This is a genomic window from Gammaproteobacteria bacterium, from assembly GCA_033720895.1.
Lineage (GTDB): Bacteria > Pseudomonadota > Gammaproteobacteria > Natronospirales > JAJUFS01 > JAWWBS01.
The window spans coordinates 1-16107 of sequence record JAWWBS010000055.1 but is presented as its reverse complement, the minus strand read 5'-3'; the positions used below and the strand labels follow the sequence as shown (position 1 = coordinate 16107).

General features: G+C 63.1%; 15 protein-coding genes. 8 read left to right on the top strand and 7 right to left on the bottom strand.

Annotated elements, in window-relative coordinates:
- The 7 genes from R3217_08460 to uvrD form a co-directional block, all read right to left on the bottom strand.
- A partial coding sequence (locus R3217_08460; GenBank protein ID MDX1455471.1) for a C4-dicarboxylate ABC transporter occupies positions 1-188 on the bottom strand: 188 nt, incomplete at its 3' end.
- Positions 188-688: a TRAP transporter small permease subunit gene (locus R3217_08455; protein MDX1455470.1), complete on the bottom strand. Its 501-nt coding sequence runs from the start codon at positions 686-688 to the stop codon at positions 188-190. The genes R3217_08460 and R3217_08455, both read right to left, overlap by 1 nt.
- A gap of 4 nt (positions 689-692) precedes the next feature.
- On the bottom strand, positions 693-1421 hold the full coding sequence (locus R3217_08450) for a TIGR00730 family Rossman fold protein (GenBank protein ID MDX1455469.1): 729 nt from the start codon (positions 1419-1421) through the stop codon (positions 693-695).
- A gap of 45 nt (positions 1422-1466) precedes the next feature.
- Positions 1467-2918 carry a TrkH family potassium uptake protein gene (locus tag R3217_08445; protein MDX1455468.1) on the bottom strand — a complete coding sequence of 484 codons (1452 nt, stop codon included), beginning with the start codon at positions 2916-2918 and terminating at the stop codon, positions 1467-1469.
- A gap of 1 nt (position 2919) precedes the next feature.
- Positions 2920-4371, bottom strand: a complete 1452-nt coding sequence (locus R3217_08440; GenBank protein MDX1455467.1) for a TrkH family potassium uptake protein — start codon at positions 4369-4371, stop codon at positions 2920-2922.
- Positions 4372-4407: 36 nt separating this feature from the next.
- Positions 4408-5823, bottom strand: a complete 1416-nt coding sequence (gene trkA, locus R3217_08435; GenBank protein MDX1455466.1) for a Trk system potassium transporter TrkA — start codon at positions 5821-5823, stop codon at positions 4408-4410.
- Between the two features lie 173 nt (positions 5824-5996).
- Positions 5997-8180 carry a DNA helicase II gene (gene uvrD, locus R3217_08430; protein ID MDX1455465.1) on the bottom strand — a complete coding sequence of 728 codons (2184 nt, stop codon included), beginning with the start codon at positions 8178-8180 and terminating at the stop codon, positions 5997-5999.
- Between the two features lie 138 nt (positions 8181-8318).
- On the opposite strand from uvrD, the gene R3217_08425 reads away from it, so the two are divergent.
- The 8 genes from R3217_08425 to R3217_08390 all read left to right on the top strand — a co-directional run.
- Positions 8319-8846, top strand: a complete 528-nt coding sequence (locus tag R3217_08425) for a DUF4760 domain-containing protein (protein MDX1455464.1) — start codon at positions 8319-8321, stop codon at positions 8844-8846.
- A gap of 25 nt (positions 8847-8871) precedes the next feature.
- Positions 8872-9252, top strand: a complete 381-nt coding sequence (locus R3217_08420; GenBank protein ID MDX1455463.1) for an OsmC family protein — start codon at positions 8872-8874, stop codon at positions 9250-9252.
- On the top strand, positions 9239-10174 hold the full coding sequence (gene nudC / locus R3217_08415; protein MDX1455462.1) for an NAD(+) diphosphatase: 936 nt from the start codon (positions 9239-9241) through the stop codon (positions 10172-10174). The genes R3217_08420 and nudC overlap by 14 nt, the downstream gene beginning before the upstream one ends.
- Complete coding sequence (locus R3217_08410; GenBank protein ID MDX1455461.1) at positions 10171-11337, top strand: glycosyltransferase family 2 protein; 1167 nt, start codon at positions 10171-10173, stop codon at positions 11335-11337. The genes nudC and R3217_08410 overlap by 4 nt, the downstream gene beginning before the upstream one ends.
- Positions 11334-12569, top strand: coding sequence for a tetratricopeptide repeat protein (locus R3217_08405; protein ID MDX1455460.1), 1236 nt, complete (start codon positions 11334-11336; stop codon positions 12567-12569). The genes R3217_08410 and R3217_08405 overlap by 4 nt, the downstream gene beginning before the upstream one ends.
- A gap of 29 nt (positions 12570-12598) precedes the next feature.
- Complete coding sequence (locus R3217_08400; protein ID MDX1455459.1) at positions 12599-13459, top strand: alpha/beta fold hydrolase; 861 nt, start codon at positions 12599-12601, stop codon at positions 13457-13459.
- Positions 13460-13468: 9 nt separating this feature from the next.
- Positions 13469-14257, top strand: coding sequence for an NRDE family protein (locus R3217_08395; GenBank protein ID MDX1455458.1), 789 nt, complete (start codon positions 13469-13471; stop codon positions 14255-14257).
- Positions 14258-14317: 60 nt separating this feature from the next.
- Positions 14318-16107: prolyl oligopeptidase family serine peptidase (locus R3217_08390; GenBank protein ID MDX1455457.1), on the top strand; the 1790-nt coding region annotated here is incomplete at its 3' end.

Sequence of the window (16107 nt, the reverse complement as noted above, 5' to 3'; positions counted from 1 at the left end):
GTCTCGTTCAGCATGATGCCGAACAGCCGCGAGGAAAAGCTGCCCAGCAGGACCGGCTCGAAGCCACCGAGCAGGCTGCCCAGCGCGGCAAACAGCAAGGCCATGCCACCCAGGGTCAGCGCCACCGGGTAACCGCTCATCAGGACTGCGATCACCGCCAGGAACATCAACAAGGCCAGCCATTCCATCAGCGCTCACCTCGCAACAGGAAGATGCTGCGCAGGGCGATGCACAGGCCTTGCAACAACAACAGCAAGGCAGACAGCGGAATGACAGTCTTCAGTAGGTAGAGGAATGGCAGGCCGCCGGATTCACGCGAGCCTTCCAGTGCCTGCCAGCTGGCCAGCGCGTATTCGCTGCCATGAACCAGCACCAGGCCACTGACGGGCAACAGGAACAACACCGTGCCGAGCAGGTCGACCATCGCCTTGCGCCGTGGCGTGAACTCCCTGTAGAAGACATCGACCCTGACATGCTGGTCGGTCTGCAATGTCCAGGCCAGGGCCAGCATGAACACACTGGCATGCAGGTAGACCACCAGCTCCTGCAGGGCCACCGAACCGGTATTGAAGAAATAGCGCAGCAGGACCACGGCGCACATCACTGCCAGCAAGGGCAGCAACAGCCAGGCGGCTGCGCGGCCGGCCAATGCGACCAGCCTTTCGATCGCGCCGAGAACGTTCGCCATGCGCTCAGAGCTCCAGCATCAGTTCGCGCTCTTCCCTGGAAGGTTCGAACCCGCGATCACCGTAGTGATCGAACAGGATGCTGACGACTTCCTCCGGCGTTTCGGCCAGCTTGACCAGCTCGAGGTCGCCTTCGCCGATCATGCCCTGGCCCAGCATCTGGTCGCGCAGCCAGTCGAGCATGCCTTTCCAGAACGATTCCCCCACCAGCACGACCGGAATCTTGCGACTCTTGCCGGTCTGGATCAGGGTCAGGATCTCGGCCAGCTCGTCGAGCGTGCCGAAGCCGCCCGGCATGACCACGTAGGCCGAGGCGTACTTGACGAACATGACCTTGCGGGAGAAGAAGTGCCGGAAGTTGAGCGCAATGTCCTGGTAGGGATTGGCGGACTGCTCGTGCGGCAGCTGGATGTTCAATCCGATCGACGGCGACTTGCCCGCGTAAGCGCCCTTGTTGGCCGCCTCCATCAGGCCCGGCCCGCCACCGGTGACCACCGAAAAGCCGGCATCCGACAGGGTGCGGGCAATCTGTTCGGTGAGCAGGTAAAGCTTGTCGTCGGGCTTGACCCGTGCCGACCCGAAAATGCTGACCGACGGTTTGATGGTCACGAGCTTTTCGAAGCCTTCGACGAACTCCGCCATGATCTGGAATATCTTCCAGGATTCGCGCGTCAGTGCGAGCTGTTGCTCGGCCGTCTTCAACAGACGATAACCGTGTTCTTCAGAATCGTTCATGATCGCCCTCGCATGCGCTGATTGGTTCGTTGCAGGTGGAATGTATCACTTGCGCCAGAAAGCCGGGGTCAGGATCACCAGCAGGGTGAAGATCTCCAGGCGTCCCAGCAACATGGCAAACATCAGGACCCACTTGGCAGCCGCCGGCACCGACTGGTAGTTCGCCGCCACCTCGCCGAGACCCGGACCGAGATTGTTCAGGCAGGCTGCGACGGCAGAAAACGCCGAGACATGGTCCATGCCCAGCGCCATGCTGAGCAGCATCAACAGGCTGAACACGCCGACATAGACCGAGAAGAAACCCCACACGGCGCTGACGACTTTCTCGGACACCGGCTTGTTGCCCATCTTGGTCACGAACTGCGCATGCGGATGAATCAGGCGGCGCACTTCGCGCTGGCTCTGCTTTAGCAACAACACCCAGCGGATCACCTTCATGCCGCCACCGGTGGAATTGGCGCAGGCCCCGATGAAACTCGACAGGATCAGCACGACCGGCAGCAAACCGGGCCAGGCGGAAAAATCATCCGTGGTGAAACCGGTAGTGGTCATGATCGAAACGACCTGGAAGCTCGCCTTGATCATCGTCTCGCCTGCCGTCTCGAAATGTTCGTGCCAGCTCAGGTACAGGCTCGCAAGGATGGTCAGGCTGGTCAGCAGGAAAAGGTAGGTGCGGAACTCGGGGTCGCGGAAATAATGGGTGACTCCGAGTCGGCTGACCGCCATGAAATGCAAGGCGAAATTCGCACCGGCTATGAACATGAAGACAATGGCGACCATCTCGACCATGGAGCCGGCAAAGAACCCGGTGCTGAGATCGTGGGTACTGAAGCCACCGATGGCAATGGTCGAGAAGCTGTGCGAGATGGCATCGAACGGCGTCATGCCGGCCAGCCAGTAGGAAACGGCACAGGCCAGGGTCAGGCCGAAATAGATCATCCACAGCGTCTTGGCCGTTTCCGTGATCTTCGGCGTCAGCTTGTTGTCCTTGCTCGGCCCCGGAGTCTCGGCGCGATACAGCTGCATGCCGCCCACGCCGAGCAAGGGCAGGATGGCCACCGCAAGGACGATGATGCCCATGCCACCCAGCCACTGGAGCAGCTGGCGATAGAAAAGAATGGATTTCGGCAAGTCATCCAGGCCGACAATCACGGTGGCGCCGGTAGTGGTCAGGCCCGATATCGATTCGAATACCGCATCGGTCAGCGAAATCTCGAGGCCACTGGCGAGCAACAGCGGCAAGGCACCCACTGCGCCGAGACCGGCCCAGAACAGGGACACGATCAGCGCACCATCACGCCGACGCAGGTCTTCGCGATTACGGCGCACGGGCAGCCAGGTAAGGCCGCCGAACAGGAACAGCGTCAGGAAGCTCACCAGGAAGGCTTGCGCCTGGTGGTCGTCGTAGATCAGCGACACCAGCACGGGCGGCAGCATGGTCAGCGAAAAGACCATCAACAACAGGCCGAGAATGCGCTGAACTGCCTGCAGGTGCATGTCAGTGCCTCCAGAACTCTGGTGTCAGCAGCACCAGCACGGTGAAGATTTCCAGCCGCCCCATCAGCATTGCGAGGATGCCGACCCACTTGCCGAAATCGGTCAGGCCGGCAAAGTTGTCGGCCACATCGCCCAGTCCGGGACCGAGGTTGTTCAAGGTTGCCGCGACGGCCGAAAACGCGCTGACCTGGTCCAGGCCGGATGCGATCAGCATGACCATCAGCACCACGTAGACGACGGTGTAGGCCGCGAAGAATCCCCAGATGGATTCGATGATCCGGTCGTTGACCAGCCGCTTGCCGATCTTCACCGGCATCACGGCATTCGGGTGCACCAGCTTCTGCACTTCACGCTTGCCCTGCTTGAGCAACAGCTGGAACCGAATGACCTTCATGCCGCCGGAAGTGGAACCGGCGCAGCCGCCCATGATGGACAGGAAGATCAGCAGAACCGGCAGGAAACCCGGCCAGGAAGCAAACCTCTCCGTGCTGAATCCTGTCGAGGTAATCACCGATACCACCTGGAACAGCGAATCGAACAAGGCATTGATGATGCCGGGGTGATGCGCCGTGTAGAGGAGGTAGACCGTCGTCAGCAACACGATGGCACCGATGGTCGCGAGGTAGCCGCGCGCCTCCGAGTGCTCGAACAGCGCGAGCGGCTTGCGGCCGACGATCATCAGGTAAAGCAGGCCGAAGCTCAGCCCGCCAATGGTCATGAAGACGATCGCGATGAATTCGACCAGGCGGCTGTCGAAATGCGCAATGGACGCATCGTAGGTAGAGAAGCCCCCCGTGGAAATGGTCGACATCGCGTGCGCCACGGCATCGAATCCGCTCATGCCGGCCAGCCAGTATGCAAGTCCGCAGGCAATGGTCAGCAGCAGGTAGATCTTGAGAAAACTGCGGGCCGTTTCCCGCAGTCGCGGTTTCATCTTGTCGTGCTTGGACGGACCCGTGGTTTCGGCCCGGTAAAGCTGCATGCCACCCACGCCGAGCAGCGGCAGGATGGCCAGCGCAATCACGACCACGCCAAGACCGCCCAGCCACTGCATCTGCTGGCGATACCAGAGCATCGACTGCGGCAGGGATTCGATGTTGTCGATGATCGTGGCGCCGGTCGTGGTCAGGCCCGAGACCGCCTCGAACACCGCATCGGTCGTGCTGAGGTCCGGGGCCTTGCTGAAATGCAGTGGCAGCGATGACACGCCACCCAGCACGATCCAGAACAGGGCAACGATGATGAACCCTTCGCGCGCATGCAGCTCGCCCTCGCGATTGCGATTCAGGAGCCAGAGTGCGAGGCCTGCCAGCGAAGTGATGGTGAAACTCAGGATGAACGGCCGCATGCCGCCGTCCTGGTACAGAAATGAAATCGCCAGCGGTCCCAGCATGGTCAGGCTGAACACCATCAGGAGAATGCCGATGATCCTGAATATGAGGCCAAACTTCATCAGCTACCCTGGCTTTCCCTGGCTGGCATGACGGAATCAGCCGCCCTGGCGACCGGCGCCTTCCTGGAACAATCGCTCGACATCCGGCACCAGCTTGCGATCCACGAGGAACAGGATGACATGGTCGTTTTCCTCGATGACCGTGTCATGGTGCGCCATCATCACCACATCGCCACGTACGATGGCGCCGATGGTGGTGCCCTCCGGCAGCTTGATGTCCTCGATGGCCTTGCCGACCACTGCCGAGCTTTCCGGGCTGCCATGGGCAATTGCCTCGATGGCTTCGGCAGCACCGCGGCGCAGGCTGTGCACCACCACAACGTCACCACGCCGGATGTGCGTCAGCAACGCGCCAATGGTGATCTGCTGCGGCGAAATCGCGATATCGATATCACCGGATTGCACCAGGTCGACATAGGAAGGCCGGTTGATCAGTGACAGTACCTTGCGTGCACCGAGTCGCTTGGCGAGCATCGAGGAGAGGATGTTGGCTTCCTCGTCGTTGGTCACCGCGCAGAACACGTCGGTGGCTTCGATGTTTTCCTCCAGCAGCAGCTCCTCGTCGGCTGCATCGCCGGCCAGCACGATGGTCTTGTCGAGATTCTCGGAAATCTGCCGGGCGCGCTCGCGCGAACGCTCGATCAGCTTGACCTGGTAGGTCGATTCCAGGGCCTGCGCCAGGCGCACCCCGATGTTGCCACCACCCGCGATGATCACCCGGCGTACCGGCTTGTCGAGCTTGCGCAGCTCGTTGATGACAGAGCGGATGTCGGCGCGGGGCGCAATGAAAAACACTTCATCATCGGCCTCGATGACCGTGTCGCCGTGCGGCAGGATTGCACGCCCGCGTCGGTAGACCGCCGCGACTCGCGTATCGACATCGGGAATGTGGCTGCGCAGGTTCTTCAGCTCCTGGCCAACCAGCGCACCGCCGTAGTAGGCCGTCACCGCGACCAGTCGCACCTTGCCACCCGCAAAGTCGAGCACCTGCAAGGCACCGGGATACTGGATGAGGCGGCGGATGTAGTCGACCACCAGCTGCTCGGGACTGATCAGCATGTCGATGGGCATCAGGCCTTTCTTGCTGCCTTCCGCGGAATCACCGTCCTCGCTTGTAAAAAGCTCCGGCGTCTTCATGTACTGCGTTTCGCGCACGCGGGCGATCTTTTTCTTCGTGCCATACAGCACGTGGCAGACCTGGCAGGCAATCATGTTGGTCTCGTCGCTGTCGGTCACCGCGACGACCATGTCAGCTGCATCAGCGCCGGCATCCTTGAGTACCTGGGGGTGGGAGGCGTGGCCGATGACGGTGCGGATATCGAGCCGATCCTGCAGGTCCTGCAGCAGCTCGCCATTGCGGTCGACAATCGTGATCTCGTTGTCTTCTTCGCGCGCCAGGCTGTAGGCAACGGTCGATCCAACCTGTCCGGCACCGAGAATCAGTATCTTCATCCGATGAGAACCTTGAGCCCCCAGCGAGGCATGTCATTCGTTGTCAGGCATCGCAGTCGATCAGGCAGTCCTGCATTCGACCGGGCGAAGCGACCAGCTCGCCATCGATGGATCCCTGGGGCGAGCTTCGAGATCCAGTATACGCCCCTCGAACGGGAATTTGTGCAACCGCGTCAGATGACTTCGAGCTTCGCGAACGCCAGCACCAGCCACTTGGAACCGACGTCATCGAAGTTCACCTGCACCCGCGCCTGCGAGCCACCACCCTCGATGTTCAACACCATGCCTTCGCCAAAACTCGGGTGACGAACGCGCGAACCGAGCTTGATGCCGTCCGGCACGGCTTCTTCCATCACGCGCCCGGCCTGCTGGCCGCGTCCGAATGCGGTGCGCGACACCGGTCGCGCGACCTGCACCTTGGGGCGAATTTCGTACAGCAGCTCGGAAGGAATCTCTGCCAGGAAGCGCGATGCAATGGCCATGTTCTCGACGCCATACAGCCGGCGCTGCTCGGCATGGGTCAGGTACAGGCTGCGCATGGCACGGGTCATGCCGACATACATGAGGCGGCGCTCTTCCTCCAGGCCGACGCCATCCTGCAGGGAACGCTGGTGCGGGAACAATCCGTCCTCGAGTCCACACATGAAGACCAGCGGGAATTCCAGACCCTTCACCGAGTGCAGGGTCATCAACTGCACGCAGTCTTCCCACTTGTCGGCCTGGCCTTCGCCGGACTCCAGCGCCGCATGACTGAGGAAGGCGGCCAACAACGGCATCTCCTCTTCCATGTCGGCGGGATCGAAGCCACGGCCGGCCGAGACCAGCTCTTCGAGGTTCTCGACGCGCGCCTGGCCTTTCTCGCCCTTTTCCTTGCTGTAGTGATCGATCAGGCCGGAGGCATGAATGACATGCTCGATCTGTTCATCGAGCTCGAGATCACCGGTCTCTGCTTCCAGCTTGCCGATCAGCACGATGAAGCCTTCCAGTGCATTCGCTGCGCGCGCCGGAAAGAACCCTTCTTCCAGCAAGGCACGAGCCGCATGCCACAACGGCAAGGCCGATTCACGCGCGCGCTGGCGCACCGCTTCCAGCGTCTTTGCACCGATGCCGCGAGTTGGCAGGTTGATGACACGCTCCAGCGCGGCATCGTCATTGCGGTTCTGGATCAGCCGCAGGTAGGCGAGCGCATCCTTGATTTCCTGGCGTTCGAAAAAACGCAGGCCGCCATAGACCCGATAGGGAATGCGCGCGCGGATCAGGCCTTCCTCGAACACGCGCGACTGGGCATTGGAGCGGTACAGGATGGCCACATCGGAACGCTTGCCGCCCTCGTTCTCCCATTGGCGAATGCGCTCCAGCACGAACTCGACTTCATCCTGTTCGTTGAATGCCGAGTACAGGCGGATCGGATCGCCGTCCTCGTCGGCAGTCCAGAGGTTCTTGCCCATGCGCTCGGAATTGTTGTCGATGACCGCATTGGCCGCCTTGAGGATGTTGCCGGTGGAGCGGTAATTCTGTTCGAGGCGCACCACTCGCGTGGCCGGGTAGTCCTGCTGGAAACGATGCAGGTTCTCGATGCGTGCGCCGCGCCAGCCGTAAATCGACTGGTCATCGTCGCCGACAATGAATACCTCGCTGCTGTCACCGGCCATCAGCCTTACCCAGGCGTACTGGATGGTGTTGGTGTCCTGGAACTCGTCGACCAGGATGGTGCTGAAGCGATTGCGGTAGTGCGCCAGGATCTCCGGATTGTCGCGGACCAGTTCGAGTGCCCGCAGCAGGAGTTCCGCGAAATCCACCAGCCCGGCCCGATCGCAGGCTTCCTGGTAGGCCGCGTAGATCTTCACCATCTGCGAATGCACCGGATCGCCACCACCGGCGATCTGCGCAGGACGCAGGCCCTCGTCCTTCTTGGAATTGATGAACCATTGCACCTGCCGTGGCGGCCAGCGTGACTCGTCCAGGTCCAGCGCTTTCAGCATGCGCTTGATCTGGCGATGCTGGTCCTCGGAATCGAGGATCTGGAATCCCTGCGGCAGCCCGGCTTCGCGCCAGTGCAGCCTGAGCAGGCGATGCGCAATGCTGTGAAAGGTGCCGACCCACATGGCGCCGGGCGAACTGTCGATCAGCTCCTCGATACGGCCACGCATCTCGGCCGCGGCCTTGTTGGTAAAGGTCACGGCAAGAATCGAGAACGGCGACGCATTCTTCACCAGGATCTGCCAGGCGATCCGGTGGGTGAGCACGCGGGTCTTGCCGGAACCGGCACCGGCCAGTACCAGCACGGCCGGCTCTTCCGCCGTGACCGCTTCGCGCTGCGCGTCGTTGAGTGGGTCGAGTATCGGGGTTACATCCATGCGCGGATTCTACCCGAGGCGCATCGCCCTGCCGACCCGCCAGGCGAGAAAGCACGTGAATCTTCCAGCAGGTATAATTCGCAGCAACCGGCATGGAACGGCAGCTGCCATTGGCCATGCCACCTCACAGGAGCCCGCATGGATCTCGCCACACTTGCCAATTTCGCCGAAATACTGGGCGCCTCGACCATCATCGGCGGTGTCGTGTTCGGCCTGGCCCAGATCAAGCAGATGCGTCACCAGCGGCGCGATGCCGCAGCGATCGCCTTTCTCGACTCCGTGCAGGATGGCGAGTTCGCCCGCGCCTACATGCGGGTGATGCGCCTCCCGGACGACATTTCGCCGGAGGATCTCAGCGCCCGCGAGTCCAAGTACGAGGAAGCCGCGATCTTCCTCGCCACCAACCTCGAGACGGTCGGCCTGATGGTCTATCGCGACCTGGTCGATTTCGAGATCGTCCGTGACCTGCTCGGCGATGCCGTCATTGCCACCTGGAAGAAGCTGCGCCGCTGGACCTTCGAAATGCGCGAAGACCAGGAACGCGACACCGTGTTTGACTGGTACGAGTGGCTGGCCATCAAGATGGAAGAGGATTACGCCGAGTTTGGCCACCATGCGGTGTTCATCAAGCGCCGCAAGTGGAAGCCCAGGTCGCGCGTCTTCTGAGCGACACGGAACCGACGAGGTCCGCATGAACGAGCTCCCCCACAAGCGAGACCGGCTGGTCCGCGCCAGCGGCGACAGCAAGTTCACACATCTTATATATGGCGATGGCAGCAGCCAGCGGCTGGACTGCGACACGGCAGGCGCCGTCGACGCGCCCGCGCTGCTTGCCGGTGCGCTCGCGGCCTGCGCCTGGCGCAGCCTGCATGACCTGCTGCAACGCCTCGAGCTCGATACCGCTGCCGTGGCCGTAGAGGTCCTGGCCGAGGGCGATCGCTTGCAAGTCGCCGTCGAGGGCATCACGGTGGATGAAGCCGTGCGCCAGCGTGCCCGCCAGGCGATTCGCCGTTGCCCGGTGGCTCGCCAGTTGAAACAGGAACCGGAGGTGACCTTCCATGGCCCGGAGTGATTCACCAGCCAGCCAGCAGCCTTTCGACAACCTGCTGGTCCATCCCGAGCTCGATCGGGCCAGCCAGCGTCGGGATGATGATGCCTGGGCGGAGGACCAGTGGCGCTCGCTGCACCGCCGCGCCATCGTGCTCGCAGGGGATCTCGGGTGGACGCCCGGTGGCCAGGCTGGCTGGCTGGATGACAGCGGCCTGCGCGACATCGAGCCGGAGCTGGTCACGAAATGGTTCCTCGGCTTGCTCGACGGCGCACCCTACTTCGCGGTGCTGCTCGAGCAGGGCGAGACGCTCGACGCCGACGAAACGCACTGGCAGGGGCTGCGGGGGATTGCCAGCACCCTGCCTGCCGAAGATGCCGCATTGTTCGCGCACGGCCTGGCGCTGGCGCACTGGTACCGATTGCATCGCTACTGTGGCGGCTGCGGCGAAGCACTCGTGGTATCGGCGGCTGGCCACGCGCATCGCTGCAGGAACCATGCCTGCGACAACGACACCGTGTTCCCGCGAGTCGACCCGGCCGTGATCGTCACGGTCAGCCGGGGCGAAGAGGTATTGCTGGGGCGCCAGCCGCACTGGCCGGAGGGAATGTACTCCTGTGTCGCCGGGTTTCTCGAGGCTGGCGAAAGCCTGGAACAGGCCGTGCGTCGCGAGGTCATGGAAGAAGTCGGCGTGAAGGTACACGCCATTCGCTACGCCAGCTCGCAACCCTGGCCGTTCCCCCAGTCCTTGATGGTCGGGTTCCACTGCACGACCCGCGAGCAGGACATCACCTTGCACGACGACGAGCTTGAGGATGCCCGCTGGTTCACCCGCGAGCAGATCGACCAGGGCATCGAGGACGGCAGCCTGGTCCTGCCGTCGGCCATCTCCATTTCGCGCCGCCTGCTCGAAGAGTGGCGCGACGGACTGGCCAAGGCCGAGTGACCACGACGGTCGTCGAATGGCTGGTGTTCGTGCTGGTGGCCGGCCCCAGCCTGGTCTGGCTGCTCACCCTGCTGGTCATTCCAATCCACTCCTTGCGCATTCCCCGACTGTCGGAGCAGGCCATTCCGGCAGGTGAACTGCCATCGCTCGGGATTGTGATCGCGGCCCGCAACGAAGCTCACACCATCGAACCGGCCATTCGCTCGGTGCTGGCGCAGGACTACCCCCGGCTCGAAGTCATTGCCGTCAACGATCGCTCGGACGACGGTACGGGCGAACTGCTCGATCGTCTTGCGGTCGAGCATGCGCACCTGTCAGTGATTCATGTCGACCGGCTTCCCGCCGGCTGGCTGGGCAAGAACCATGCGCTGCAGCGAGGCCTCGAAGCAGCGACGACCGACTACGTGCTGTTCACCGACGCAGACGTGCACTTCCAGCCAGGATCCCTGCAACGCGCCCTGGGTTACATGCGCGACCAGGAGTTCGATCACCTTTCCTCGATTCCCGAACTCGTGAATGCCAGGGCATCGATGCAGTTGATGATGCCCGCTTTCTCGGTGTTCTTCCTGATGATGACCCGCCCCTGGCATGTGTCGAATCCGGATTCGGACAGTCACATGGGGGTCGGCGCCTTCAACCTGGTACGCCGCGAGCCGCTGCTGGCGATCGGCGGGCTGGAGAAGATTCGCCTGCGCCCGGATGACGACCTGATGCTGGGCAAGCTGGTCAAACAGCATCGGCTGCGCTCCGGCTATGCCGCTTCCGGCGGCGACATCGCCGTGCAGTGGTACACCACGGCCGGCGAGACCATCCACGGCCTGGAAAAGAATGCGTTCGCCCAGTTCGATTATTCGCCACTGAAGGCCAGCGTGATGCTGGTGCTGACGCTGTTGCTGAGCCTCGGCCCGGTTGTCGGCCTGGCGGCATGGCCCGCCCCGACCGGCCTGGTCGCGCTCGGCGGCACGCTGGCCATGCTGGCAACCGCGGCCATCCTGTCCTGGCTGGTCAAGCTGAACCCGGCCTGGGGCCTGCTTTTCCCGATCGGTGCAACTCTCGTGGTTTATGCCTGTCTGAGATCCATGGTGCTGGCCCTGATGCGGGGCGGCATCATCTGGCGAGACACGTTCTACTCGCTGGCGGACCTGAGGAGCAATCGACGATGACCACTCGCACGATACTGCGGGCCAGCGCGCTGGCCCTGCTGATCGCTACCGGCCCGGCGCTGGCCGATGATTACGGCAAACGCTATCGCGAGGTCGTCACGGCCTACCAGTCGGAGGACTGGCCAGCCATGCAGGCTGCCGCCGAGCGCGCCCTGGCCACGCGGCCGGACTATCCGCCCATGCTGGAAATTCGCGCCATGGCACATGCGCTGGCCGGCGACATGCGCTCTGCTGTTGCCGACCTCGACCGGGTGCTGGCGATGAACATCCCCGTCGACCTGGACAACCCGGCCTTTGCCGAGCTGCCGGACGCTGCGCGGGACCGGCTGGCGCGCATGGTGTCGCAGCTCGACGCGCCCTTCGGCGCAGCCCGCCGCTACCGGCGAGGCGGACCGGGCGATACCGTGCCGGAAGGCTTCGTGCTGGATGGCGAGGACATCATCATCGGCAGCATTCGCAACGGGACGTTGCTGCGAATTTCCGCCGAAGGAACAAGTACCGTGCATGAACCGGCTGGTCGACACTGGAGCATATTCGGGATGATGCGCCGCGATCGCGAGCTGTGGTTCGTCTCCAGCGACATTCCGGAATTCGGCGGGCCGGCAGTCGACACCGAAGCAACAACCGGCCTGTTCCGTTTCGACCTGGACAGTGGCGAACTCGACAGCCATTTCCTGCCGGGGGCAAAAACTCTTGGCGACCTGTGGGCCGATGACTCGGGCATCTATGTCAGCGATGCAGCCGGCGGCGTCTGGGCATTTCGCGACGCCGAGTTCGAGCCGCTGGTCCCTGCCGGTGAACGGGTCAATCCGCAAGGCCTGGTCATGCTGGACGGACGCCTGATCGTGGCCGACTACCGTGGCGGACTGGTCAGTATCGATCCGCACACGGGCGCGCGGCAGGATATCGGCAATGCCAGCCAGGCCAGCCTCTACGGCATTGACGGGCTCGCCACCGATGGCCGGCACCTGTACGCGGTGCAGAACGGCATTGCGCCGGCACGCGTTGTCCGGTTGCGCTTCGATTCGGCATCGCAAAGCATCACGAGTGTCGACATGCTGTTGATGAACCACCCGGATTTTGATGAACCGACCTTGCTGCGGGTAGCGCATGACAAGTTGTACATAATGGCCAACAGCCACTGGAATCGCTTCGATGCCGATGGACAGCTGCCCGCAGATGCCGCCAGCACGCTGTCGCCACCCACGGTCCTGGAGATTGCACTTCCCTGACCGTGCAGGGTTCTTTGCAAGGATGTTGCATGCAGGTAACGGATCTCGTCATTCATGCCAGCGATGGTCACCCCCTGGCCGCCACCGAGTACCGGCCGGAAGCGGCTGCCAGTGGCAAGGCGGTCGTGGTGATCAACTCCGCCATGGGCGTGAAGCGCAGCTTCTATGCGGACTTCGCTGCCTACCTGGTCGACCAGGGACATGTCGTGCTGGTCTACGACTATCGCGGACTGGGTGGCTCCGCTCCGCCGACACTGCAGGGCTGCACGGCCACGCTGGAAGACTGGGGCGAGCTGGACCAGAACGCCCTGCTGGACCATGCCGGCAGGCACTGGCCGGAGCACAAGCTGGTCATCGCGGGGCATTCCGTGGGCGGCCAGATCATGGGGCTCAACAGGCATGGCGATGCGCTGGCGGGGATGCTGACCGTCGGTTCGCAGAGCGGTTACTGGCGTCACTACAAGGGAACCCTGAAGCTCGGCGTTTTCCTGCTCTGGCACGTGTTCGTGCCGGCACTCTCCCGGCTGCTCGGCTACTTCCCCTCATCATGGTTCGGCATCGGCATGAACATCCCGGCGGGCGTGGCCAGGCAATGGGCCGCCTGGGGACGGGATCCGGATTACCTGCAGGGTCGGCATGCGCCCGCACGGCTGGCCAACTACGCGAAGCTGCGCGTGCCGATGCTGGCCGTCTGGATCAGCGACGACAGTTTCGCACCCTGGCCCGCCAACCTCGCGATGCGCAGCTGGTATGCCGGCGCCCGGATCGACGTGCACACGGTCGGACCCGAGACCGAAGATCGTGACCGCGTCGGTCACTTTCCTTTCTTCAAGCAGGGTGTCGCACCGCGGGCCTGGGCGGCTATCGCGCAGTGGCTGGAAAGCATCTAGACTGCTCGCATGTGCCTGTTGATCGTCGCCCAGAACCAGCATCCCGACTTCCCTTTCATCTTTGCGGGGAACCGTGACGAAATGCATGCGCGCCCGACCGCGCTGGCTCACTGGTGGCAGGATGCACCCAACGTTTTCGGCGGCCGCGACAAGCAGGCGGGCGGCGCCTGGCTCGGACTGCGCAACGATGGACGCTTTGCGGTGATCACCAACTACCGCGACCCTGCCACCGCCGTCGACGACCCGAAGTCCCGCGGCCACATCGTGCATCGTTTCCTGACGCGCGACATGTCGCCGGCCGAGTTCAGCGCCGAGCTGGCTGCCGAGGACCAGGCCTACAACGGCTACAACTTGCTGTTCGGGGATATCACGCAACTCCACTACCACTCGAACCGCCAGCCTGCAAAGCGCAACGGCACAGCGCTCGAACCGGGCATTCATGCCCTGTCGAATCACCTGCTCGATACCGAGTGGCCGAAGGTGACGATGTTGCGCGGCGCGCTGGAAGGCATCGACTCGCTGGACGAGAGCAACTTGCTGGAACACCTGCTGTCGGCATTGGGCAACACCGACATTCCACCCGACAACACACTGCCCGATACCGGTGTCGGCCTTGAGCTGGAAAGACCACTGGGTGCAGCAAAGATCATCACGCCGAACTATGGCACACGGGCCAGCACGGTCATCCTGGTCGACCGCAACCGCAACACCCTGTTCCACGAACTGAGTTACCAGGCGGATGGCCGTCCGGCCGATGCAGTGAACAAGCGTATCGAACTGAAAGCCCGGCTGCGCTGAGGCTGCAGTGCGCCATACGGATTCTTCGTTCTTGCACAGTTCATCCGTTACCATGCGGGAATGAGCAAAGAGCAAATTCCTTGTGGCTGCTGGCCATCTCCCCTGCCTGCCGAACTGGTCGCCGGCAAGTCGGTTCGCCTTTCCCAGCCAACCGTCCTGCCGGACGGTCGCGTGCTCTGGACGGAATCCCGGCCGGACGAACAGGGCCGCTCCGTCATTGTCGAGTGGCACCCCGACCATGGCTGCCGCGACCTGCTGCCCGCACCCTACAGTGCGCAGTCGCGTGCCAATGGATACGGCGGCGGCGTGTTCGCCGCGATCGGCGACGCTGTCTGTTTCGTCAACAAGGAAGACCAGCAGATTCACATCATCGATGCCGACGGCATCCGCCAGCTGACGCGACTGCCAGGCACCCGCTTTGGCGACCTCACGCCCGACGCGCTGCACGATCGCCTGCTGGTCGTCGCCGAGCGCGATCGCGAACGACAGGAACCGGCAACGGTGCTGGCAAGCGTGTCGCTGGCTGATGGGACGCTCTCGGTCCTGGATGATCGCCACGATTTTCACAGCACCCCCGCGCTGTCGAACGACGGCAGGCAGCTTGCGTGGATCAGCTGGAACCACCCCGACATGCCCTGGGACCATACGCGCCTGTGGCTGGCGGATGTGAACGACGATGGCAGCCTGGGACGTCGGCGTTGCCTGTTGGGCGACAAGGAAGAATCGATCCTGCAACCCGGCTGGTGCGGCAACGAGCTGTTGTGTGTCAGCGATCGGAGCAACTGGTGGAATCTCTATCGCGTAAGCGATACCGAGCAGGTCGAATGCGTGCACGCGCAGGATGCGGAATTTGCGCAGCCACACTGGGTATTCGGCATGCGCAACTGGGCGGCCCTGGATGGTGCACGGCTCGCTTGCAGCTGGACCGCCGACGGCGACTGGCATGCCGGCATTCTCGAACTGGAAAGCGGCCAGCTGGAAGCAATCGACCTGCCGGTGACTCACATCGACCAGTTGACCGCGGTGCAAGGCAGCATCGTCATCCAGGGAGGTAACAGCACGCAGGGTGACGGCATCTACCTCTGGCGGGACGGCGAACTGCAGACCTTGAAAGCACCTGCATCGCTGGAGCTGCCAGCAGGCAGCCTCAGTCGACCGCGCGCCGTCAGCTTCGACAGCGAGGGCGATACCGTCCATGCCTTCTATTACCCGCCGTCGAATTCGCACTGCGAGGCACCGGCAGGTGAACGCCCCCCGTTGATGATCAAGGCACATGGCGGACCGACCGGCGCAACCAGCAGCAAGCTCGACCTGAAGATCCAGTACTGGACCTCGCGCGGCTTTGCCGTGCTCGACGTGAACTATCGCGGCAGCACCGGCTATGGCCGCGCCTACCGCCAGGCGCTGTACGGCGGTTGGGGCAAGGTCGATGTCGCCGACATCATCAACGGCGCCGCATGGTGTGCGTCCGAGGGGCTTGCCGATCCCGGGAGGCTCCTGCTGTCCGGTTCCAGCGCCGGCGGCTTCACCCTGTTGAATGCGCTCGTCACCAGCGACGAATTTGCCGCGGCTGCCAGCTACTACGGCGTGGCCGAACCGGTCTCGGCCATGCGCGACACGGAAAAGTTCGAATCCCGATACGGCGACAAGCTGATCGCACCGATGCCATCAGGTGAAGCGACCTGGCAGGCGCGCTCGCCGCTGGCCAATGCCGAACGCATCGACAGGCCCGTGATCTTCTTCCAGGGACTTGATGATCGAATCGTGCTGCCGCAACAGTCACGGCAAATGGCGGCCGCGCTCCGCGACCAGGGCATCCCGCACGCGCTGGTCGAATTCGAGGGCGAGGG